Below are 22,508 nucleotides of genomic sequence, written 5' to 3' on the forward strand. Positions count from 1 at the left end.
TTAATTTGCATGTCTAAGATTTGATTTTTGACGGAAATAAACACCTATAATAAGTTGGCTTTTTGTTATGATTTTTTACAAAAAATCGTTTTCGGGAAGTCTTTGATTACAGCATCAACCCATCATTTTGATTGGATTAAACCCACCGACAACGTATTAATTGTAGGCGGCGGAACCGGAAAAATCCTTCCCTACTTATCATCCAAAAACATCATTGACTATGTCGAAAAAAGCCCAAAAATGATTTCGATAGCCAAGAAAAAATCAATCGGAAAAAATGTGGCATTTCATACCATGGATTTTCGCAATTTCACTTCACAAAAACAGTACGAAGTGGTTGTTTCAAATTTCTTTTTGGATTTATTTACTCCTCAAGAAATTGCTCAATTTGCAAAACAAATCCACTCGATATTGGCTCCGAAAGGCATTTGGCTTGTGGCCGATTTCTCTGCTACCAACCAACTTAAAACAATCAAGCAAAAATGCCTACTAAAAGCAACAATTATCTTTTTCAACATTTTTGCCAGACACAAACTAAACCAAGTTTTCGACATACAAAAAATAGTCCAACACTCTGATTTTAAGGTAATTAAAACTACAAAATTGAATAACGGAATGGTATTTGCCTCCGTGTTTAAAAAAGGGTAGTACTAAAAATTTCTTTTTTTAGTTGATACATAAAATGGTTGCTTATGAAACGGGTTCTTTTGATTTTGATGATGCTTCCAAACGCCTTCTTCGCATTTTCTGCCACAGTTGACTTCTATGGTCATTCTATTAATTTCACAACAACTTATTTGGATCAAACCGCATTGCCCACCACATTCAACGAAGTAAGCCTTAAAACAGCCTCCATAGCATTGGATAAAAAAATAAGTGCAAACCTTTATTCGCAAATCGAAAACGCCGTTGTAGCATACAATTTAGACGATGTTGGCACCGTGCTTTTGGTGCAAAAAATGAGTGAGGCGGCTGTTAAGAATAAAAACTTGAAACAGCTTTTGCAATTTAAGGTTCTTAGTCATCTGAATTATGATGTGCGACTAACCTATACTGCCAACAAACTTTCGTGTTTTGGCGTTTTGCAACATTCTGCCGCCACAGCTGTCTATCTTTTTTTTGATGAAAAAAAATATACAAAGCTTGATTTCAATGATTTATCAACCGAAGGAACTAGGTATATTTACAAATCGGAGATTAATGAAGAGGCAAAAGTTATTGAAACGTCCAACAAATTGCCCAAGATAAACGCACACAAAAGCGAACGTAAATTGGCCTGGGTTTTTCAAGGAAAAGTGTATCAACTCAATGCCACAAGCAACAATTCTATCACCGAATATTTGTCGGACAGGCCGCTTCTTGAACTTGGAAAAAGCTATATACTCATGCCACATTCAAACGAGTTTGAAACCACTGTTTTAAACCCATTGAGAGATTATATGAAAACCATGAGCACAAACGACCAAAAAGCCGATTTTCTGCTTCACTTTGTGCAGTCGGCATTTGCCTATAAAACCGATGGCGACCAATATGGTCACGAAAAATATAACTTTCCGGAAGAAACCATTGCATCTAACTTTAGCGATTGCGAAGACCGAGTGTTGTTGTTGGCTTATCTATACAAAAAACTACTCGGTTTTAACAGTGTAATGCTTGATTTTGGCTCGGCCAAGCATGTGGCGTTGGGCGTAGAAATTCCGGGACACAGCAACTCATGGTCGTTTAAATACAATAAAAAACCTTATATTTTTTGCGAACCCACAGGTCTGGGTTACGATTTGGGCGAAAGCTACTTTCAACTTAGTGCCATTGCAGAGGTGATTGAGTTGTATTGAGGTGGGAATAAGGAGCCTACTCTACTCCTTGTTCCTAAAGTTTTATATTATTCTTTCAAAATATTCATTATCTATGCATTATATAATCTGTAATGAAAAAAATGAATATCTATTCTGAACCACTTTCAAAAATTTTAAAACCACTTAAAATCCTTTTATTTTTACCCATCCTGCTATTCTCTTGGCATGGATCTATGGCCGAAAAACCTCGGCCAAAATCTCCTTCTAAATCATTTAAAGAAAGGGTCAGTTTGGGGTTGGCGGTGCATCCATACACCAACAAATTTCTCAACCTTCATTCTCAAATTCCTTCACACCTTCAATTCTTAAAATCGACATCAGACCTAAAATCATCGTTGGGTTCTGGAATTGAAACTTCCTTTGCCGCGAAAATAGAACTGAACAATTCATTTGATTGCATTGCAGAGCTCCAGCACAATTTCCAATTTCATAAGACCGGCTACCAAGCATTTTATAACGATGGAAAGACGTATTATGCGGAAAGCAACGGACAAATATCCTTTTTTTCGGCTATGGTAGGAGCTGAGTATAAGTTTAGGCTAAAAAACGTACCCGTGGGTGTCTCGTTCCTGGCAGGCAGAACGACATTTTTAGTTCCGCTAAATGAATATGTGGTGGGCGACTTTACATGGAAGACTGCACCAATTTCTCCTCCAAGCATAGGCTCTTCCTTTCAGGCATCGTTTGGCATTAGAAAAAACATCCAAAGGTTTGTTTGGAACGCAGATGTCTTTGGCCGATTAACCTCGGTAGAGAAAGGTAGTTATTGGCTTGAAACCCTATATTACTTACCACTCGAAACACCTAATATTTCAGGATTATCTGCCGTCGTTGGGTTAAAATTTGGTTGTTTTTATCGGTTAGGCCAGTAAGCCTAATTTTGTTTTTTCGTCAGGTGGTTCTCTTCCCCTTTGGCTGTAGCGGCCTTACTTCCAAATTTACCTGATGAAAGTTGAATGGCATTTTCAGGGCTTGCACCATCAGCAGGGCAACATCATCGGGCATAAGCATATTATCGTGTGGCTCGATGGCTGAGTTTCTGAAAAAGTCGGTTTTTACAGAACCCGGATAAACGCAGGTTACTTTTATTCCATCCTCACGCATTTCTTTATACATGGATTGCGAAATGCCTTTTACTGCATATTTTGTCCCGCAATATCCACTGGCCAGCGGGTAGCCCTCTAATCCGGCCGTGGAGGCGATGTTAAAAATATGCCCTTCCTGCTGTTTTTTCATTATCGGAACAATTAAACGAGAGGTATAGAAAATACCGTTTACATTGGTCTCAAACATTTCGTGCCATTGCTGCAATGTGTGGTCTTCAATTTTTCCAAAATAGCCCAAACCTGCATTGTTTACCAAAACATGTATATTGGCGTATTGAGCTACAACCTTGTTTATGGCCGACTCCACAGAAGCAGCATTTCTTACATCGGTTTCAATAAAATTAAAGTTATTATTTTCAACATTGGGCTTGGTTCTTCCCAACCCAACCACGATTGCATTTTCGTTGAGCAATTGTCGGGTAAGAGCCAGGCCAATGCCCTTGCTAACTCCGGTAATAATACAAACCTTATTTTCTAAATTCATTAATATTTAAACTGTGCAATGCCAAATTTAATACCCATTTCGGTTCTAACACCTGAGGCTTCGTTTGGACGGGGATAAATGGTGTATGCCGATTTTGATAAAGTCAATATACCCGACACATACAAATCTATAAGATATACATCATTCAAAATGGTTGTAAAACCGATACTGGTAGAAAACTGATGTGGAAAATATTGACCTACAATGGTGTCCTTATTATTTACCATCGTGGCCTTGCTTTTTTCAAAATCATAGCCAATGCCATAATAAAGACCATTTCTGTACAAATTGGCCGCAGGGTACAGTCTGTATTGCAGGCCTCCTCCATACGATTCAAACTCTTCGGCCCAACTAAGATTTACAATAGTATTGGCGTTTGAACGATACAACGCATGAAAATTCCATAAGGATTTATTTTTATTTTTTGTATAAAAATCCAGTTGAAATCCACTTTGTAGAATTTGGTTGAGCGATAGGGTTAAACCATAGTTAAAAATCAAAGAATCTTCGGAACGTGGTTTTCTTATCATTTCCACTGTGCCTTTGGGTATGCCCAGCCCCAAACCCAGAGATGCTATGAGATACGTATTATTTTTTTGGCCTTCCAATTTATTATAAAGCAATCTTGAAGAACTATTTCTAAACTTATTGAAACCTATTCCAACATTCAAATCAACCACCCCTTTGTTGAATACGGTAGCTTGCTTTCCAAAACATAAACCAAACCTTCTATAAGAAAAAACATTTGTTGTTAAATTGCTGCCAAACCCTTTGCCTAAAGTAGTTCGGATTATTTCTGCTCCCGAACCCATTTCAACAAAAGGAGACATATACACCCCGTGAAATGAGGTGCTATATTTTCCTATGAAATTTTTATAATTAATCTTTAATCTGCGTTCAACCACCAAGTCGGGTGTGGCCTCAATGCCAATAGAAGTGCCAGATTTTTCTGTAATTAACTTGTAGAAAACCGGATTGTGGGTATTGATATTGGTTATTTCAAAACCAAACATGTATTTATCTCTAACATTAAAATCGATTCCCGTTTTGCCACCATTGGCAAAAAACATAATTGGATACTTATAAATGGCAGTCGAAAAATTTTGGGTTCCCTTAAACGTTCGTTTTTCTTTAAAAATTCGTTTGTCCTGAGCCTGAGAAACAGAGAAAAACAAAAAGCACAGAATAAATGGAAATATTTTTTTTCCAAAACGGGCAGGTTGAAATAAAGTTGGCCATTGCATCGGTTCAAATATCAGAAATTCATTGCATTAATGATATACTTGTTTTTATCATAAATATCATTTCTGTAATGTACCTTCCAATCTTGGTCAAAATAGATGGTTCGATAGGTAAAATAAATAGGCATTGTTTTATTTAACCGAATAATTCTGGTGGTAATAATGGGTTGGATTCTGGCTGTTGTATCATTTGGGTCATACTTTTTTAAACGCTCCTCCTCTCTTGGCACCAGTCCCATGTGAATTCTAAAATCGTCCGGTTCAAGCGTATCAATGTTTTGAGCTAAAAATTCACCCAACAAAACAGGATCTTCCACCCTCACACAACCGTGACTAACTGCTCTTTCCGACCATTTAAACTTTGATTTTTGCGGAGTATCGTGCAAATAAATGCTGTATTTGTTGGGAAAAATGAATTTTATTCTACCCAATGAGTTGTCATCGCCCGATTTTTGAATAATGTCGAAAGGAATTGACGTTGGAGTAAATTTGCTCCAATCAATGGTATCCGACCTAATTTCTCGTTTTTTGTAAAACACACCGTATCCATTTTTTTGAAGATAAAATTTGTCGTTTTTAATCTTCCACCACATTTCACGGGTAATGATGCTTCTGGGCACTGTCCAAGTGGGGTTTAAAACCATATACCCAATGCGGCTTGCAATTTGCGGAGTTTCATGGTCGGCGGGTTTCAACGAATTATTTTTTATGGCCTTTTTCACCAAATCAAAATAGTTGTATGGACGGGCTTTGCCAATGCACACACGCATGCTTTTCATACTGTCCACGTAATACATATACAATTCGCACGCAGCCAAATTTACGTCGATGTACGGCTTTTGTTCGGGCAGCTCAAACCAACGGATTCGCTCCATGTTGGCAGCTATGTCATCAATTCTATCCTGAATACTTTTATTGAGCAATCCAAAGGTTTTTCGGCCATAAATGGCATCGTCAAAAAGGCCGTATCGTTGTTGAAACCTTCGGGTTAAGGCAGCAAATTCTTTGTTATAAAATTCTGGGTTGGCCGTTTTTGTTTCCTCTTCCGAAATAATACCAATTTCAAACAACTTTTGGGCTATGGCCGGCATTACGTCTGTGGTATCTCCGGGTTCTAATTTCTTGATTCCAACGGTGTCTATCACGCTCCATTTTTCGCCCGATTTTTGTCTATCTACATACCCTTTTATCAAATCTTGCAAATAAATATAGGCAGTATCTTTAATAGCATTTCTGGCTATAACTTGCTCAAAATCATCGTAATTCAAAATTTCAAATAGTTCAAAATCCGGAAATTTTCGTCTTGGTAAATGATAGGTTCCTTTATAAACACTATCCGGATTGGTGCGGCCAAAAACTCTATCCCGATGAAAAGAGAGCATATTGTCGGAAACCAAGATCTCCAATTCAGCCAGATTTTCATAAACATTTTCGCTTTCCGAAATCGATTTTTGCAGTTTCGATTTCAGCATTTCCAGTTTATAATATTCCGGTTTAAAACCCTCCAGTTTACAATTTTCTATTTGATTAAATACCTTATTGGCCATTTTGTTGTCGGCCAAATATCTCGCCCAAACAGGTTTAAATTCGTTCTCTTTATAGAAATCAGAAAGTGTGTCAGAAAATCGAAGGTTTTTTAATAAATCGGGGGTTGAGATTTTTTTTTCAATGGCCTCGATGAGCAATGATTCGTCAAAAGAACCTGTTTTTACCAGTTCATCTAATTTTTCTTGATTTGGTTTTTTGCACCCCACCAAAAAAACTGTTGCAATGACTACGAAAATACTCTTTACCATATTTCAAAGGTAATCCGACCAAAATCAATCAATCAGGTTGTTCAATAATTCGATGGGAATGTACAAACTATTGTTTAAAATTTTTGATTTTTCGTTGTAATCGGCATCGGGGTGATAAATAAAAAAACAGCTCCCTCCCGAAATAATGTCAACGATAGGTCGTATAACTTCTTGCGAAACGGCCGGGCAACCAAAACTTCGGCCAACACTTTGCTGAGCCTCGGCTATTTCTTGGCTCACATAGTCTGCCCCATGCATTACAATGCCCCTTGAAAAGGCATTGCTATTAAATCCACTTTCGAGTCCGTTTAATTTTAAAGAATATCGATGTTTCCCATTATAGGTTTCCCCTGTCGTGTAAAAGCCTAACGATGATTTTTGCGATTCGCTGTTGTTGGAAAATGAGGTGGCAAACTTATCACCCGAGTTTTTTCCGTGAGCTACCAATTCATTAAAAATCAATTGTTTTGATTTTAAGTCAATAATCCACAATCGGCGTTGATTGGATTGTTTTGAAAAATCCAAAACAGTCAAAAACTGCTCTTTTTTGAGTTCGTTGGTTTGTTTTAAAAAAAGATACCCGTTCAATGCCTTTTTAAAAACAGTCATATCCATGGGGGCACACGACCAATCAATGGTTTGATATAATTTTTGAACAGCCGTGTCGAAATCTGTACCCGTGGTAGAAACCGACAATTGATAGTTTATCGTATTTTTCGCAGGATTTGAAACTGTGGTGTAGGACGACAACATGACCATTAGCAACATGGCTGTGCAAAATGCTTTTAATTGTCGTACCCTCATAAAACGAGCCGCAAAAATAGACTTTAGTATGACTTTTTTGCTATCTTGCCACGCAAAAGAGTAAAAAACATTTTATGAGAAATTATACCGTTTTGGGTGTCCTGTTTATGCTTCTTTTCTCTTCGTGCGAAAAGCCAACCCGCGAATTGATTATCGGTACTTGGAAAATTGAGGACATTACTGGAGAAAATATTTTAGACGGGCAACTTGCTTATCAGAAAAAACAGTTTGTAAATGCCAAATTTAAGTTTGAAAAAAACCATCAATATAGCCTTACTCAAGTAGATACAAGGCCATTGACAGGAAAATGGACCTACGACGATATTGACAATGTTTTAGAGATTCGATACTATGGTCAGTATTTTGAGCAATACATTGTGGCACATATTTCTGAAGACAAACTACTATTAAAAATAAACCCAAAAAACACCTACACATTTACCTACAGTTTGTCCCGAATTCGTTAAAAATTGGGTGATTTTATCCATGAAAATTTTACTTGTTACCCCACCGTTTGTTCAGATAAACACCCCCTACCCTGCCACTTGTTTCATTAAAGGTTTTTTAAATACGCTTGGCATAGAGAGTAAACAAATTGATTTAAGTTTAGAAGTCAATCTTCGGATTTTTTCAAAAAAAGGTTTAACCGAAGTTTTTGAAACCATTAACACCCAAAATTTGAGCGAAACCGCCAGCCGAATGTATGCTCTAAAGTATAGGTATATTACCCTAATTGATGATGTAATTTTGTTTTTGCAAAACCAAAAACCTAGCTTGGCACAGCAAATTCTTCAACCCGATTATTTGCCTGTTGGTTCGAAAATTGAACAAGCTCAAGACTTGGAGTGGGCGTTTGGCAAAATGGGAAACTCGGACAAAGCAAAACATCTTGCTACGCTGTTTTTAGAAGATTTGATAGACTTTATTCAAGAAAATCTTGACAAAAACTACGGCATGAGCAAATATGCCGAAAAATTGGCGGCCTCTACCCCATATTTTGATGATTTATACAATGAACTCTGTTCGCCGAACCATCTTATCTCCACATATATTCAGGAAAATATTACTGCTCATTGCCAAGAATATATGCCAGATGTTGTGGCCTTTACGTTGCCCTTTCCGGGCAATGTGTTTGGAGCTTTAAAAGCGGCACAGGCCGTAAAAAATGATTTTCCAAACATAAAAATTATTGCCGGAGGAGGATATGCCAACACCGAGCTTAGGAGTATAAATGACCCAAGATTTTTTGAATTTATCGACTTTTTGACATTGGATAGTGGCGAACTTCCGATGAAATGTTTGATTGAATTTTTTGAAAATAAAAGAACCAAAACCGACCTAAAAAGAACATTTTATCTGCATGAAAACAAAGTTGCTTATTTCAACAACGCTGAATTAGACATTCCACAACGGGAAACCGGAACACCCTCCTATCTTGATTTGCCACTCAACAACTATGTTTCGCTGATAGAAATGGCCAATCCCATGAATAGAATGTGGAACGAAATGCGATGGAACAAACTGATGCTTGCACATGGCTGTTATTGGGGCAAATGCACATTTTGCGATGTTTCGCTTGACTATATAAAACGCTATGAACCGCTGACAGCCGCCAATATTTGCAACCGCATTGAAAAGATTATTTCAGAGACAAACTCCACCGCATTTCATTTTGTGGACGAGGCCGCCCCGCCTGCATTGATGCGTGATTTGGCTATCGAATTATTAAACAGAAACCTCCAAATTCAATGGTGGGCCAACATTCGATTTGAAAAAAAATTTACCCCCGATTTGTGCAAACTCTTGGCAAAATCGGGCTGCATTGCTGTTTCCGGTGGTTTGGAAGTGGCCAACGACCGCATTTTGAACCTCATTAAAAAAGGTGTTTCGATAGAGCAAACCGCCCAAGTATGCCATTCGTTTAGCGAAAATGGCATTATGGTTCATGCCTATTTAATGTATGGTTTTCCGACACAAACCGAATTAGAAACCATCAACTCGTTGGAAATTGTCCGACAATTATTCGAACACAATTTGATAAAATCTGCCTTTTGGCACCAGTTTTCGATGACCATGCACAGCCCTGTTGGATTGAATCCCACGCATTTTGGGGCGGAGAATTTAACAAAACAAAAGGGCAGCTTTGCAAACAATGATTTAGAACATACAGATGGACTAAACCATGAAAAATATGCCCGTGGCCTACAAAAAGCCACCTATAACTTTATGTATGAAGTGGGGTTTGAACAACCCGTTCACCAATGGTTTTCCTTTAAAATTGTGCGGTCGAATGTTTTGCCAAACACCATCGAATCATACATTGAAGGCAAACAGTTTGCTCAAGCCATTACCTCCAGCCGCATCATTTATTTGGGCGAAATACCCAGTATCACACCATTTGGTTTAAGATTTGAAACCACCTCCGAAAGCATTGAAATTGAGCTGCCCAATGAAGATGCAAAAATTGTTAGAGCACTTTTGAGTAAAACGCATTACAAACAAAGTCCTAAAACGGTTAATGATCTGGATAAAATAATTCCTCACCTCGATTTTTGGTTGCACAACACGGACGGTGCCTGGCTCAGAGATTTAGGAATAGTGGTGGTATAAGTCCGCCTAAAAACTGTAAATTATCAGAAAAAAAACTGATAAAATTATTATACGAAGCATACCTTTGTTGCGTGCATTATGGTTGCACACTAATTAAAGGATATGAAGATGAAAACAAACTTAAAAACACTTTTTGCCGCCGTACTAATTACTGGTTTCGGCATTAATTTTACCTCATGCGGTTCGAAAGAAAATACCGCCGATGAGCAAAAAACTTCTAAAACGGAAACAGAAACAGAACAACCTGCTGACACAAAGGGTGGCAACGCTTATGCAGGGGAAGGTTTAGTGACCAATGCTGCAAAATGCGGTCAGTGTCATAAAACCACCGATGAAAAATTAATTGGTCCAGGATTGAAAGGAGTAACCACCCGTCGGTCGGACGACTGGATTCGAAGCATGATTAAAGATCCGGCAGGATGGGTACAAACCGACCCTGATGCAAAAAAATTGTTTGAAGAGTACAACAATGTGCCAATGACCCCCATCGAAGTTACCGATGCAGAAATTGAGGACATTTTGGCCTATTTGCACAAAAACGATAAGTAACGTAATATTTCACAAAATACTGAATCTAAGAGCCGTAGCTAATGTTGCGGCTCTTTTTTTATCCCAAATAAGAGGTTCCGTAAAGAAATAGAACGTGTTTGCAAACAGCAAAAATTGAAAGAATAAAAACAGAGTTTATCGGCTGCAATCATGATTTATTGGGCTTCTTCTGCCAAAAACTACTCAGCTCAAGAAAAATACCCACAAATCGCTGCTGCGAATTACGGTTGAATAATTCCAATTCGATTAAAGAGGAAAAAACAATTGGCTGCGACAAATCCTGGTTAAAAAAAGTTCAAAAAAAATCCCCCGAAGGTTCTTCGAGGGACTTTTAATCTATCAAAGTGATTTGTTAATTGGCATTATGTGCCTTGTCCGCCGAGGTGGATGTGCTGTCGGTTGCATTGGCCTTCTCATCAGCCATTTTTTGTTTGCAGCACTCAAGGTCTTGGTGGCTTTTGCAATCGCCGTGGCATTTGCCTTGGCAGGCTACTTTTGACTCCCCGCTGCACTCGGCTTTGTTGCCTTTGCAGTGTTTTTTATCTCCTTTGCAATGGTCGCCATAGTTGGCACACTCCCCATGATTTTTGCCATGACATTTCTGATAATCCGCATGGTGTCCTTTTCCGTGATGACCATATTGTTCGTTTCCATGACCTGTTCCGGCCAATTGAGCAATAATTGGAGCGATTACCAAACCTACCAAACAAGTAAGTTTAATCAAAATATTCATGGATGGTCCAGAGGTATCTTTAAACGGGTCGCCCACGGTATCGCCAGTAACAGCAGCTTTGTGAGCATCCGAACCTTTGTAGGTCATTTGTCCATCAATCATTACACCAGCTTCAAACGATTTTTTAGCATTGTCCCAAGCACCTCCGGCGTTGTTTTGGAATATAGCCCAAAGCACACCACTTACACAAACTCCAGCCATATAACCGCCCAAAACTTCGGCAGCCAATGTCCAGTCGCCACTAAAAGCACCCGTTAGGAAACCTACCAAAATTGGAGTTAAAATGGTGATGGCACCTGGCAACATCATTTCGCGAAGTGCTGCTTTGGTAGAAATATCAACGCATTTGCCGTATTCTGGTTTTCCGGTACCTTCCATAATGCCCGGAATTTCTTTAAACTGACGACGAACTTCTTTTACCATATCCATGGCAGCTTTACCCACCGAACGCATAGCCAAGGCAGAGAAAACTACGGGAACCATACCTCCCACAAAAAGAGCGGCCAACACCGGGGCTTTGTAAATATTGATTCCGTCGATTCCTGTAAAAGTTACATAAGCCGCAAACAAAGCAAGAGCTGTCAACGCCGCAGATGCGATAGCAAAACCCTTTCCGATGGCCGCTGTGGTGTTACCTACCGAGTCCAAAATATCTGTTTTTTCCCGAACTTCTTCCGGCAATTCGCTCATTTCTGCAATACCTCCAGCGTTGTCCGCAATGGGGCCAAAAGCATCAATAGCCAATTGCATAGCCGTTGTAGCCATCATGGCCGATGCAGCAATGGCCACACCATAAAAACCTGCAAATGCGTAAGCCGACCAAATAGCCGCTGCAAACAATAAGATAGGCCCAAAAGTTGAGATCATACCTGTAGAAAGTCCGGCAATGATGTTGGTGGCGGCACCGGTTGATGAATTTTGAACAATATCCAACACCGGTTTTTTACCCAAACCTGTATAATATTCTGTGAAGTATGAAATTAAACCTCCCACGGCCAATCCTACCAAAACAGCATAAAATACCCGCATGGAAGAAAGCTCCACCATTCCTTCTTGGAAAAATTTCATGGTCAACGTATCTGGCAACATCCATTTAATAACAAAGAATGAGGCAATGGCAGTCAAAATGATGGAAGACCAGTTTCCTTTATTTAATGCCGATTGAACTTGTGCTTCTTTGGCATCGTTTCCGCTGATGCGGATAAAAAATGTGCCTATAATAGAAAATATGATACCTAAACCAGCAATAAGCATAGGAAGCAATATAGGACCCATGTTGCCAAAATTATCAGAAAAATCAGCCCCCATGTCTTTTATCAAATAATTACCCAACACCATAGAGGCAAGTACGGTAGCCACATACGAACCGAATAAATCGGCACCCATACCGGCCACATCGCCCACATTGTCGCCCACGTTGTCGGCAATGGTTGCAGGGTTTCTTGGGTCGTCTTCCGGAATTCCGGCCTCTACTTTACCAACCAAGTCGGCACCTACGTCGGCAGCTTTTGTATAAATACCGCCACCCACACGGGCAAACAAGGCAATAGACTCGGCACCCAACGAGAAACCTGCAAGGGTTTCAAGTACCATGGTCATTTCGTCATAAAAATTGCCACCATCGGTCATAAGCCATTTTACCAACAACACAAACAATACGCTCAAACCCAACACAGCCAAACCTGCAACGCCAAGCCCCATAACCGTTCCGCCGTTAAACGAAACTTTAAGAGCTTGAGCCAAGCTGGTACGAGCCGCTTGAGTGGTACGTACGTTGGCCGCGGTGGCTATTCGCATACCGATGTTTCCGGCCACGGCCGAAAAAACGGCACCAATAACAAAGGCAATAACAATAAACCAGTGAGTTGACTCAACTCTCCAAGCTAAAATGCCCAATAAAATAGCAGCAAGCACCACAAAAATGGTAAGAATTCGGTACTCAGCCTTTAAGAAAGCCAAAGCCCCTTCACGAACGTGATTTGCAATCTCTTGCATTTTCTCGTTTCCACCTTCTTGTTTGTTCACCCATGCCGATTTGGCAATCATCACAACCAAGCCTACAAGGCCAAAAAGTGGTAGTAAATAAATCAAATTTTCACTCATTATATCTTCTTGATTTTAATAAAGTCGGCAAAAATAAGGGATTTGGGTTTATGGAGAAAATTTGTTTTAAGAGATGTGTCCCGATAGCTATCAGAAGAAGATGTGACATATTAGATATGAGATGCAAGCATGCAAATAGGTTTTGAAAAATTAGCGGATTGGTAATGATTTTTATGATTGGGTGTCAGGAAATTGTATTTTTGAGAGGTGGGTATGTTTGAACGAATAGCTGAATTTGGATTGCAAGTTATAAGGGATATATACGCCACTGAGTTAGAAAAAGTGCGTATATACTAATGTTAAAATAAACGACAGTGCATCTATCAAACGAAATACAAAGACGACTTGACAAGTTGAAATCTAATATCAAATTAGCTTCAACAATTGACGGGACTTTCCCCGACAGGTATTCTTTTTTCAATAAGGCAGGTAGAAGTTTCAGGACTGAGTTTGCATCAACCGACAAGGACTTTTCAATTGTGCTTTATGAGCAGACAGACAAACAAAACTATGAGAAGTGTTTTGCAAGAGGACTGTTTACCGACCTCGACAGACTTGCAACTGTTATCGACCTTTGGGTGGACAAACAAAAAGGCATTTTAGAAATCAAAAGCAAATTTGACGAACTTGAGTTGTATTCGGACTTTGGAATAAAAAACCCAAATCACGACATTGATACGGCTTGGACAAAAGTGAAAAATATGTTCTTTAACGACACAGCATTTTGGAAGCAGACCGAATGGAATGAAAGATATTTAGAAATGCTAAACGAGGCAAAGCGACATAAAGGTTTAAAAAATTATTTTCCGTTCACAAGCCATTATTGGTTACGGTTCAGCGTGGACAAAGACATTAAAGAAACATGGACACTTAACACTTATATTATACCGACAATATTTAGTGAAGAAGTTCCAAACACACTTGGCAAGTTTTACGTTTCATTCAACGACAAACCAATGGGCGGACAGTTTTTTGAAACAGCAAAAGAAGGACTTGACTTTTACGCAGACAAATTGAAAGAAAAGAAACCAATACAATGGGACAAAAACTAACGATGGAAAGAAAGCCACCCCATATCAGCAGCTGCCCAAAAGGCGGGGTTTCGTGTTCCAAAGCAAGTTTTGTAGTTAATCAAACATTAGTTTTTCAAATCAATTTTTGTTGTAAAAGTCCCGCCCTTCGCCAAGCCGAAAACCGTTGTGCGTCAGCTATTGAGACACCCTATAAAAAATGAAAGTAGAAAATACAAAACCATTTAACGGACAACATTGTGAGACGACAGCAACTGGGACTTTGTTGCAACAACTTGGCATTGAACTTTCTGAACCAATGCTATTTGGACTTGGACAAGGGCTTGGTTTCATTTTTTGGAGTATGAAAACAATGGACTTTCCATTTATAGGTGGACGTATTAAAACTGACTTGCTAACACAGAATATTGCAACAAACCTAAACCTTGAACTGACAATTAAAGAAACTTCATCAACTCAAAAGGCTTGGGACAATGTAAAACAACTGCTTGACAATGGAAAAGTTGTAGGACTGAAATTAGACTGTTATCATTTAGAGTATTTCTCAAATCCTTTTCATTTTGCAGGACATTATGTTGCCATTTACGGCTACAACAACGAAGCTGCATTTTTGGTGGACACTAAACAACAAGGTGGACAAGTAAAAACAAGTTTGAAAAGTTTAGAATTAGCACGAAATGAAAAAGGACCAATGTCCTCAAAAAACTTGTATTACATTCTAAATAAGACAGACAAAAAATATGATTTGAAAAGTGCTGTTGTTACTGCAATTCGTCACAATGCGACTGATTATTTAAATCCACCAATCAACAATATTGGCTATAAAGGAATTTTAAAAACAAGTAAGGAAATTCAAAAGTGGTTTGACACAAGCAAAGACATTGAAACCGAATTTAAGGCAAGTGCCATGATAATGGAAAAAGCAGGAACAGGTGGTGCTTTATTCAGAAATTTATACAGAGATTTTTTACAAGAGAGTTACGAACTTTTGAAACTTGACAAACTTAAAGAAGCAAACAAACAATTTATTGACATTGCAAACTTGTGGACAGACATTTCAAATTTGTTTTTACAAGTTAGCAAAACAAAAGACAGAAAATATATTGAACAAGCAACGGACATTTTAAAACAACTATCAACAAAAGAAAAAAATGCAATGCAGAAATTGGCAGAAATTTAGCCGAACGCACAATCGAGCAGCCAGCTCTCCCCATAAATGAGGAGACTACACCTCATCAGCTAATCCAATAATTTTTTACCTATTGGTTATTACCCTCCGTTCAGGTAAATTTGAAGAGTGTTTGCCATTTGCGGCACACACGGCAGTTTGGCAAAATGGCGGGGCGAAGTGGTTAAATTCAAGTTTAGTTTTTCAAATCAACTTTAGTGCTGGGTTGATGGTTTTGTGCCCCACTCCCGATAGCTATCGGGATCGCCCGAACGCCAAGCCCGAAAACGCCATGTAAATTAACCACCAAAAAAATATAGCTTAAAATACGGATAAATTTCACATATTTGTACGTACTTAATGGTATAAAATTATGGATGCAAAGTTGACACTAAAACTAGACAAGTATGTGATAGACAAAGCCAAAGAATATGCTTCATCTCATAGAAGAAGTCTATCACGTATAATTGAGTCTTATCTTAAATCATTGATTGAAAAAGAAAATAAACCATCTGATAATGATATTGAGATATCGCCATTTGTCAGGAGTATGAAAACCGGAGTAAAACTGCCAGCGGATTTTGATTATAAAAAAGAATATGGTGATTACTTAGCCGAGAAATATAAATGAAAGATAGAATATTCCTTGACACAAACGTTGTGCTTGATTTGTTAGGAGAAAGAGAACCTTTTTATGATTCTGCGGCTAAAATTACAACTCTTGCTGATAAAGCAGAGATTGAATTGATTGTTTCAGCTTTAACATACTCCACCGTTTATAATTTACTATCAAGATTCGAGGGTAAAGAGCTGGTTAAAGAGAAGATTCGGAAGTTTAAGGTCGTTGCAACCACATCAGATTTGACAGATAAAATTGTCGATAAAGGATTATCGTCAAAATTCTCGGATTTTGAGGACTCCTTACAATACTATTGTGCAATAAAAATGGATTGCAAAATATTGATTACAAGAAATGGTAAAGATTTCAAAGAATCAGAAATTCCCGTTTTAACACCGGACGAATATTTGAAAAGTTTGAAAACAAAATAATCTAGGATTAAAGGCCAATAAAAGTAAGCTTGGCGAAAGAGCAAATTTGGTGATAATTACGAGTAACAAAAGTATCAGCGGCTTGATAGATTGGTGGCCAGCCCACTCCTATTGGCAAACTGTAGAGCATTATGAAAAAATGAGAAGAATAGAAGTTGACATATTACTTGAAGCATTAGATAAATCGGCTAATTCAAATTCTTATTGGATAACTTTACCAATAAGTGAAGATAAAAATCTGCTTTCTCATGATATTGTTCAACATCTAAGAACAGGCAGTTTTCACTTTCAATTAGTAAAAGAGGATATTCAAAGAGGGTTCAATGATTATAGCGAAATATTGTTTGCAAAAGGCTTCGATACACCAATATTTCTCCCAAAACCCGGCAATGTTTGGAATGGAAATGAACAATTGACAATTAATCCTATTTCTAAGCAAGAAACGAATTGTATTCTTCATGATTTATTGACAGGGGAACAGAAATTGTTTTCCAAAAACCCCCATGGAACTCAATTTAATAATGCAGATGCACAAATTTTAATTCAAGAATTCTTCAAATCGCTTGACCAAAAAGGAAACTGGAAAGCATATAATCTAAAAACTAACTTCTTGAATAAAATAGATGATTATTACAACTCGAACTATATTCAACTTGGATACTTTGAAAACTGTAAAAGAGATTTAGCATTAGGCATTAAATACGATGATGAGATAAATATTCTATTAACAAATGGATACGGTTGAAAAAAATAAAAATGCTGTACAACAAAGTGTCTGCGGCCATACTCCTAATTTCGCATCACACAAACCATTACACAAAATTGAAATAATATGAAATGTCCAAACTGTAATACAGAAGTTCTGAACGAAAATATCAACATCCATACGGATGTGGGTCAATGCCAGAATTGTTATAATATCTTCAAAATATCGGAAGCGATAGATGATTTGAACGCGGACGGTTTTGACTTGAATACCCCTCCGAGAGGTACATGGATAAGACATGAAATGCATCAAATTGTTATTGGTGCCACCACTAGATCTCCCTTAGCTATTTTTTTAGTACCGTTTGCGGTGATTTGGTCAGGAATGGCCATTGGCGGAATTTATGTTTCACAGATTTTGGAAGGTAAATTTGACCCATTAATGTCGCTGTTTGGAATTCCCTTTTTAATTGGGTCAATCATTTTATGGGGTGTGACTTTAATGGCTATTGGGGGCAAAGTAGAGCTAACGCTGAATAGACAAGGAGGCAAAATATTTACAGGGGTAGGAAGTATTGGCCAGACAAAGAAATTTGATTGGGCTGAAATTTCGACTGTCAAAGAAGATCAACGCAATATCAAATATTCTCGTGTTCAAGGTGGTTCCATCCTCTTAGAAGGCAAAAGAAGAATATCTTTTGCCACGGGCATCAACGAAAGCAGACGCTATTATTTATTTAGAACTTTAAAAGAAATTATTACAAAAGTCAAAGCGGGAAAAAAATTTGTATAGCATGTTTATTTCTCCAAAAGCATCTAATTATACCAAATGATTTTACAATTAACTGGTAATAAATGCGTTAACAGTAGATTTTGGGTCAATTTGGTTTTTTATTGGGGTAGTAAAGCCTTGTAGTTCTTGTGGTTATCATGTGGGTTAATGGCATTGATAATTAAATGAATACAAACCTTTTTCATCAGTCCCCTATCAATTTATTCGGCTAAAAATCCTTCTTGCCTGCCTTTTTCAACAACAAGAAACATGGAAAAATAACCCAAGACAACAATGCAATTAATGCGACAATTTGCCCCTTGCCTGTTCCTAAAAATGTTTTAAACACTTCTCCCGTATAACCCATTATTGCCGATTTATCAAGGTTTAAAATAACTAAAATTCTCGACAAGTCGATGGGATTAAACAAAGTGGCTCCCAATGCAAATTTGGCCAATGGATAGTCGTTGTAAAGTTGTAACAAAATAAGCAAAACGCCGTCGTAAACCACAGCCATAAGCAACCACACAATGATTGCATAGCTAAATCCTTTTATTTTATTGTCAAATCGAAGTGCAATGTTGTATGCAATGGCAACAAAAATAAACGTAAGAAACACACCAACCATGAGCAACAATCCAAAGTTTACCATTTCGGAAGACGAAAAAAGCCCATAAGCCGCAAATGGAATCGACAAGCCAAGAACCAAACTCAAACTTAAAGAAACAGAAATTCCCAAATACTGTCCTAAAAAAATGGATGACCGCTTTAATGGCTGACCTATCAATAATTCTACAAATTCTTTGCTATTGTAGTAGTACATTACCCCAAAAATAGTTCCAATAAGCGGGGTTAAAACTACAATAACATTGTGAATTGTAATTACCGCATTGGGTACATCATTATTTAAAAACAGAAGTACAAAACACAAGATTAAATAAAACGAAAAATACACCAAACTCCACCTACTTCTCAGCAAATCGTAAATACTATATTTTAATATTTTATACATAGTTTAATCGTTTTGTTGAAGTATTTGAGCTATTGCATGTTCAAGATTATCGGTTTTGGTTTGGTCAATTAAATAAGAAATACTCCCTTTAAAGTAAATTTTACCCTCCAATAAAAACACAATTTGATCTGAGATTTCTTCAACGAAACTCATTATGTGCGAGCTTATTAACAGTGTTTTACCCATTGCTCGTTGGTTGTTAATGTGTTTTTTTAAAATAATTAAAGCCACAGGATCCAATCCTGATGTGGGTTCATCGAGTATAAACAACTCACTGTCAAACATAAAACACAATACCAAATTCACCTTTTGTCGAGTTCCTCCCGATAAGTTTCCGAGTTTTTGGTTCAAAAAAGGTTCAAGTTTAAAATCGGCAATTAATTCCTGTTCATTGGTTTGCGTTTTCCGCAGGTTTTTTATAAAATTAATCAACTCATTTACAGTTAAATTGCTCGGAAAATTGGCAATTTGTGGCAAATAATTCAAATTGTTTCGATAAGTCCATTCACCTAATATCGATTGACCATTGAGTACAATTTGTCCTTTGTTTGGCCGCACCATGCCAAGAATACTTTTTAGAAGTGTGGTTTTACCCGAACCATTTGGCCCCAAAATGGTAAACACCCCTCCTTTTGGAATTTCGAGATCAAGCTCTTGCAACACCTGCACTTTTCCATATTTTTTACTGAGCTTAACTATTTGAATCACAGTTCTTTATCATTTGAGGATGTTCATCAACAAGATTGTCTGGTGTAAAAATAGGAGTAATTTTTTCGCTAAAATTCAAAATCATCACAAAAAGGCTACGCAAAAGTATAATGGTTTCGGGTGTGTTGTTTACCACATACGAAAAAAGTTTTACTGGCCGATAAGCAACATCACCAAGTCCATCATTATTAAGGTCATACCCCGAATATTCACTCCAATAATTATGATTAAATCGGTTGTCATTTACCTGGCTATTGTACGATACGTCAAACGAATTATTAAGAAAATCGTTGTTTAAAAATGAGTTTGAATAACATGCCCCTGCCACCTTTATCGCCCATCCATTTTCGCTAAAAATATTTTTGCGGTACTCCACCCGGTTTGAACCTTCGATAAATATGCCAATGGTGTTTTTGTTAAATAAATTTGCTTCAATTTTAGAATCGTTAATTTCTTTGAGCAGCAATCCGTAGGATGCGGCACCCATGTTGTCCAAAAATTTATTATTCAACATCGTAATTTCTTTAGAAAACATAACGGCCACACCGGCTCCATTTTGTGTAAATACGTTTTCTTTATACAAATTTCCATGCGAAAACATAAAATGCAATCCATAGCGTAAATTGTTGTGACTATAGTTGTTTTCAATTGAACAATCAGTGGCAAATTCAAAATAGATGCCATCGCGTAAATGGTGCAGTTCATTATTGCGAATAGTTACATTGTTGCTGTGCCACAAATGCACGCCATTGCCCGAGCTCGCCTCTCTAACTGCATTGCTCGAAACCGTGTTTTTTTCGATAAGACCGTTGTTCGACTTTTCACACAATATTCCAAAAAACACGTTTTCTAGCACACAGTTACTAATGATAAAATTTTTGTTTTTGTGTAAATGAATTGCCGCATAATCTTTGGTGTAGGATTGACCTATATTTCTGATAGTCAAACCTATAACCGTAATACTGTCAGCACCAAAGATAAGACCATAGCCTTTGTTGTTTACGTCAATTACGGGATTGTTTTTTCCAATAATGGTCAGCGGTTTATCTAACTTAATATCCCATTCTTTGTATATTCCTTTTTCAATTTGTATAGTGTCTCCTGGAGCGGCAAGTTCAATAGCTTTTCCAATATTTTTCACATTGCATGTTGAACAAACTTTGGTTGTGGCCGCATAAATTTGAAACTGAAATATGCAGAGCAGCAAAGTAAAAAAAAAGAAACCTTTTCGCATTTTTACCATTATTTAGTCAATAAAACATCGTGTAATTCAGACCAAGAATACACATTTCCTGTACGTTTTCCGGCCATTTTTTTTGCCGTTTCAGCATTTGAAAATGCGGCCAAATGTGCTCCCATCGGGCTTGTTATTTTTTTAGAAATTAAAAAAGAAGCCTTTTGAGCATCCAAAAATTTATTTGGTTGCTCATAATTGGAAACGAAAAACTGAGCCTGCTCAATCTTTTCTTTTTGAACATACTTAACCAAACATTCAATCGAACAAAATACCGTTTCTTTTTGATTTAGGATAAATTTGGAATCAAATCGGTTGTCAAACAAATCCATATTGCAATTTTTACATGAAGCAATTTTTTGCAAATTTGCCTGAACATTTTGGATAAATAGTATTGACAGAATTAATAAAAAACCAATACTTCCAATTTTTTTCATCACCGCAAGTTATATTTTTTAATGGGAATTCTGGTTCAGTGCCCCCGCAAGTTCATTCCAACTATAAATTGTACCCGCAAATTCACTTTGAGCTTTTTGGGCAAGTTCTTGTGATGAAAATGCAGATAAATTGGCATTCATTGGACTGGGCAAGTTTTCACTTATTAAATAACTGGCTTCTAATGCATTTACAAAATGATTTGGATTGTTGTAATCCATTACAAGCGTATGAGCGTTATTGTCAGCAACATTATTGTCTTTGTCGTGTACCATGCACTCAATGGCATCATACATAAATACCTTACCCTTTTTTGTTACAATTTCAGCTGCATGTCGATTGTCAACAATATTCATTTTACAATACGAGCACGCTGCTTTTCCGTAGTCTATTTCTTTGGGATTGGTACTGCACGAACTCAACGATAATGTTAAAAAACCTAACATTAAAAGTGTTGTACCCAAATTTGAACTTTTTTGAACCTCCTTTTTACCCACCTTGTAGGCCACAAACGACAGGGCAATTCCAAGAATTAAAAAAAACGTACCCAACTGCGGGTATGAATGTGCTTTAAAATTAAGAATTGTTTTGGAGCCAAAAACGGGTGGTTGATAGGCCAGCATATTTCCATTTTCATCGGTAAATTTCATAATAGCTTTGGGATCCAAATTATGGCCATAATTGTATTCCCAAATATAAAAATCGGCAACACCGGCTGCACTCAATCCAATGACCAAAATAAACCAATAAAGATAAAATTTATGTTTTCCGATAAGTGCCAAAATCAGTCCTAAAACAGATGTAAACAAAACACCCCAAGGGAAAATTTTAAATTCGGGAATAGCATCTGGAATATACTGCATACCCACATAGTGATTGAGTATGTTAATGTTTTTCATATCATTTGGTGATACATCTTTAAAATCGTTAATATAAATTTTGAAACCAATTGGTTCAGGATATTGCGGTGCTTCGAGCATGATACGCCACATAGGCAACACGAACAATAGCAACGGCAACAGAGCCGCCAAAATCATTAATAATCTCGACTTTTTCATTTTTTTAATTTTCTCAAATGATATGCATAGACCTTTATTAATCATAAGATGGC

The 22,508-nt window shown here is 37.5% G+C and carries 22 protein-coding genes and 1 pseudogene; 13 read left to right on the plus strand and 10 right to left on the minus strand.

Translation table 11 applies throughout. The features are described 5' to 3' along the window. Nucleotides 1-102 precede the first annotated feature (102 nt). From H6607_13110 to H6607_13120, 3 genes are all read left to right on the plus strand, one after another. The gene (locus H6607_13110; protein ID MCB9263307.1) at nucleotides 103-648 is read left to right on the plus strand and encodes a class I SAM-dependent methyltransferase; all 546 of its coding nucleotides are present in this window, start codon (nucleotides 103-105) and stop codon (nucleotides 646-648) included. Nucleotides 649-692: 44 nt separating this feature from the next. After that, the gene (locus tag H6607_13115; protein ID MCB9263308.1) at nucleotides 693-1,835 is read left to right on the plus strand and encodes a hypothetical protein; all 1,143 of its coding nucleotides are present in this window, start codon (nucleotides 693-695) and stop codon (nucleotides 1,833-1,835) included. Nucleotides 1,836-1,927: 92 nt separating this feature from the next. Continuing rightward, complete coding sequence (locus tag H6607_13120; protein MCB9263309.1) at nucleotides 1,928-2,728, plus strand: hypothetical protein; 801 nt, start codon at nucleotides 1,928-1,930, stop codon at nucleotides 2,726-2,728. A gap of 19 nt (nucleotides 2,729-2,747) precedes the next feature. Here the strand turns inward: H6607_13120 and H6607_13125 are convergent, their stop codons facing one another. Genes H6607_13125 through H6607_13140 form a run of 4 tightly spaced genes read right to left on the minus strand, consistent with a single transcriptional unit; the run spans nucleotide 2,748 to nucleotide 7,287 of the window. After that, a complete protein-coding gene (locus H6607_13125; GenBank protein MCB9263310.1) occupies nucleotides 2,748-3,446 on the minus strand; it encodes an SDR family NAD(P)-dependent oxidoreductase in 699 nt (232 codons plus the stop codon). Continuing rightward, nucleotides 3,446-4,690: a hypothetical protein gene (locus tag H6607_13130; GenBank protein ID MCB9263311.1), complete on the minus strand. Its 1,245-nt coding sequence runs from the start codon at nucleotides 4,688-4,690 to the stop codon at nucleotides 3,446-3,448. Before H6607_13130 ends, H6607_13125 begins: the two co-directional genes overlap by 1 nt. 11 nt (nucleotides 4,691-4,701) lie before the next feature. Continuing rightward, nucleotides 4,702-6,483 (minus strand): L,D-transpeptidase family protein, encoded by a 1,782-nt coding sequence (locus tag H6607_13135; GenBank protein MCB9263312.1) that lies wholly within the window; start codon nucleotides 6,481-6,483, stop codon nucleotides 4,702-4,704. A gap of 24 nt (nucleotides 6,484-6,507) precedes the next feature. After that, the gene (locus H6607_13140; GenBank protein ID MCB9263313.1) at nucleotides 6,508-7,287 is read right to left on the minus strand and encodes a murein L,D-transpeptidase catalytic domain family protein; all 780 of its coding nucleotides are present in this window, start codon (nucleotides 7,285-7,287) and stop codon (nucleotides 6,508-6,510) included. Nucleotides 7,288-7,361: 74 nt separating this feature from the next. On the opposite strand from H6607_13140, the gene H6607_13145 reads away from it, so the two are divergent. The 3 genes from H6607_13145 (at nucleotide 7,362) to H6607_13155 (ending at nucleotide 10,446) form a co-directional block, all read left to right on the plus strand. Continuing rightward, the gene (locus H6607_13145; protein ID MCB9263314.1) at nucleotides 7,362-7,754 is read left to right on the plus strand and encodes a lipocalin family protein; all 393 of its coding nucleotides are present in this window, start codon (nucleotides 7,362-7,364) and stop codon (nucleotides 7,752-7,754) included. A gap of 19 nt (nucleotides 7,755-7,773) precedes the next feature. Further along, on the plus strand, nucleotides 7,774-9,897 hold the full coding sequence (locus H6607_13150; protein ID MCB9263315.1) for a radical SAM protein: 2,124 nt from the start codon (nucleotides 7,774-7,776) through the stop codon (nucleotides 9,895-9,897). Nucleotides 9,898-10,005: 108 nt separating this feature from the next. Further along, the gene (locus H6607_13155) at nucleotides 10,006-10,446 is read left to right on the plus strand and encodes a cytochrome c (protein MCB9263316.1); all 441 of its coding nucleotides are present in this window, start codon (nucleotides 10,006-10,008) and stop codon (nucleotides 10,444-10,446) included. A gap of 676 nt (nucleotides 10,447-11,122) precedes the next feature. Here H6607_13155 and H6607_13160 read toward each other — a convergent pair. Then, a pseudogene (locus H6607_13160) lies at nucleotides 11,123-13,282 on the minus strand (sodium-translocating pyrophosphatase). A gap of 353 nt (nucleotides 13,283-13,635) precedes the next feature. On the opposite strand from H6607_13160, the gene H6607_13165 reads away from it, so the two are divergent. From H6607_13165 to H6607_13195, 7 genes are all read left to right on the plus strand, one after another. Next, the gene (locus H6607_13165) at nucleotides 13,636-14,334 is read left to right on the plus strand and encodes a hypothetical protein (protein MCB9263317.1); all 699 of its coding nucleotides are present in this window, start codon (nucleotides 13,636-13,638) and stop codon (nucleotides 14,332-14,334) included. 178 nt (nucleotides 14,335-14,512) lie between these two features. After that, the gene (locus H6607_13170) at nucleotides 14,513-15,493 is read left to right on the plus strand and encodes a BtrH N-terminal domain-containing protein (protein ID MCB9263318.1); all 981 of its coding nucleotides are present in this window, start codon (nucleotides 14,513-14,515) and stop codon (nucleotides 15,491-15,493) included. 82 nt (nucleotides 15,494-15,575) lie between these two features. Then, entirely contained in the window at nucleotides 15,576-15,779 is a 204-nt protein-coding gene (locus H6607_13175) for a hypothetical protein (protein ID MCB9263319.1), read from the plus strand. A gap of 75 nt (nucleotides 15,780-15,854) precedes the next feature. After that, nucleotides 15,855-16,112 (plus strand): hypothetical protein, encoded by a 258-nt coding sequence (locus H6607_13180; protein ID MCB9263320.1) that lies wholly within the window; start codon nucleotides 15,855-15,857, stop codon nucleotides 16,110-16,112. Next, nucleotides 16,109-16,531 (plus strand): PIN domain-containing protein, encoded by a 423-nt coding sequence (locus H6607_13185; GenBank protein ID MCB9263321.1) that lies wholly within the window; start codon nucleotides 16,109-16,111, stop codon nucleotides 16,529-16,531. Before H6607_13180 ends, H6607_13185 begins: the two co-directional genes overlap by 4 nt. 82 nt (nucleotides 16,532-16,613) lie before the next feature. Then, nucleotides 16,614-17,276, plus strand: a complete 663-nt coding sequence (locus tag H6607_13190) for a hypothetical protein (GenBank protein MCB9263322.1) — start codon at nucleotides 16,614-16,616, stop codon at nucleotides 17,274-17,276. Between the two features lie 87 nt (nucleotides 17,277-17,363). Continuing rightward, nucleotides 17,364-18,029 (plus strand): hypothetical protein, encoded by a 666-nt coding sequence (locus H6607_13195; protein MCB9263323.1) that lies wholly within the window; start codon nucleotides 17,364-17,366, stop codon nucleotides 18,027-18,029. Nucleotides 18,030-18,237: 208 nt separating this feature from the next. Here H6607_13195 and H6607_13200 read toward each other — a convergent pair whose 3' ends face one another. The 5 genes from H6607_13200 to H6607_13220 all read right to left on the minus strand — a co-directional run bounded on the left by H6607_13200 (nucleotide 18,238) and on the right by H6607_13220 (nucleotide 22,455). Then, on the minus strand, nucleotides 18,238-19,020 hold the full coding sequence (locus tag H6607_13200; GenBank protein ID MCB9263324.1) for an ABC transporter permease: 783 nt from the start codon (nucleotides 19,018-19,020) through the stop codon (nucleotides 18,238-18,240). Between the two features lie 3 nt (nucleotides 19,021-19,023). Beyond that, complete coding sequence (locus tag H6607_13205; protein ID MCB9263325.1) at nucleotides 19,024-19,728, minus strand: ABC transporter ATP-binding protein; 705 nt, start codon at nucleotides 19,726-19,728, stop codon at nucleotides 19,024-19,026. Further along, complete coding sequence (locus H6607_13210; GenBank protein MCB9263326.1) at nucleotides 19,712-20,962, minus strand: nitrous oxide reductase family maturation protein NosD; 1,251 nt, start codon at nucleotides 20,960-20,962, stop codon at nucleotides 19,712-19,714. The genes H6607_13205 and H6607_13210 overlap by 17 nt, the downstream gene beginning before the upstream one ends. An 8-nt stretch (nucleotides 20,963-20,970) precedes the next feature. Further along, a complete protein-coding gene (locus tag H6607_13215) occupies nucleotides 20,971-21,294 on the minus strand; it encodes a nitrous oxide reductase accessory protein NosL (protein ID MCB9263327.1) in 324 nt (107 codons plus the stop codon). A gap of 123 nt (nucleotides 21,295-21,417) precedes the next feature. Further along, nucleotides 21,418-22,455: a nitrous oxide reductase accessory protein NosL gene (locus H6607_13220; GenBank protein ID MCB9263328.1), complete on the minus strand. Its 1,038-nt coding sequence runs from the start codon at nucleotides 22,453-22,455 to the stop codon at nucleotides 21,418-21,420. Nucleotides 22,456-22,508: the final 53 nt, after the last annotated feature.

This window comes from Flavobacteriales bacterium (assembly GCA_020635395.1).
GTDB lineage: Bacteria > Bacteroidota > Bacteroidia > NS11-12g > UBA9320 > UBA987.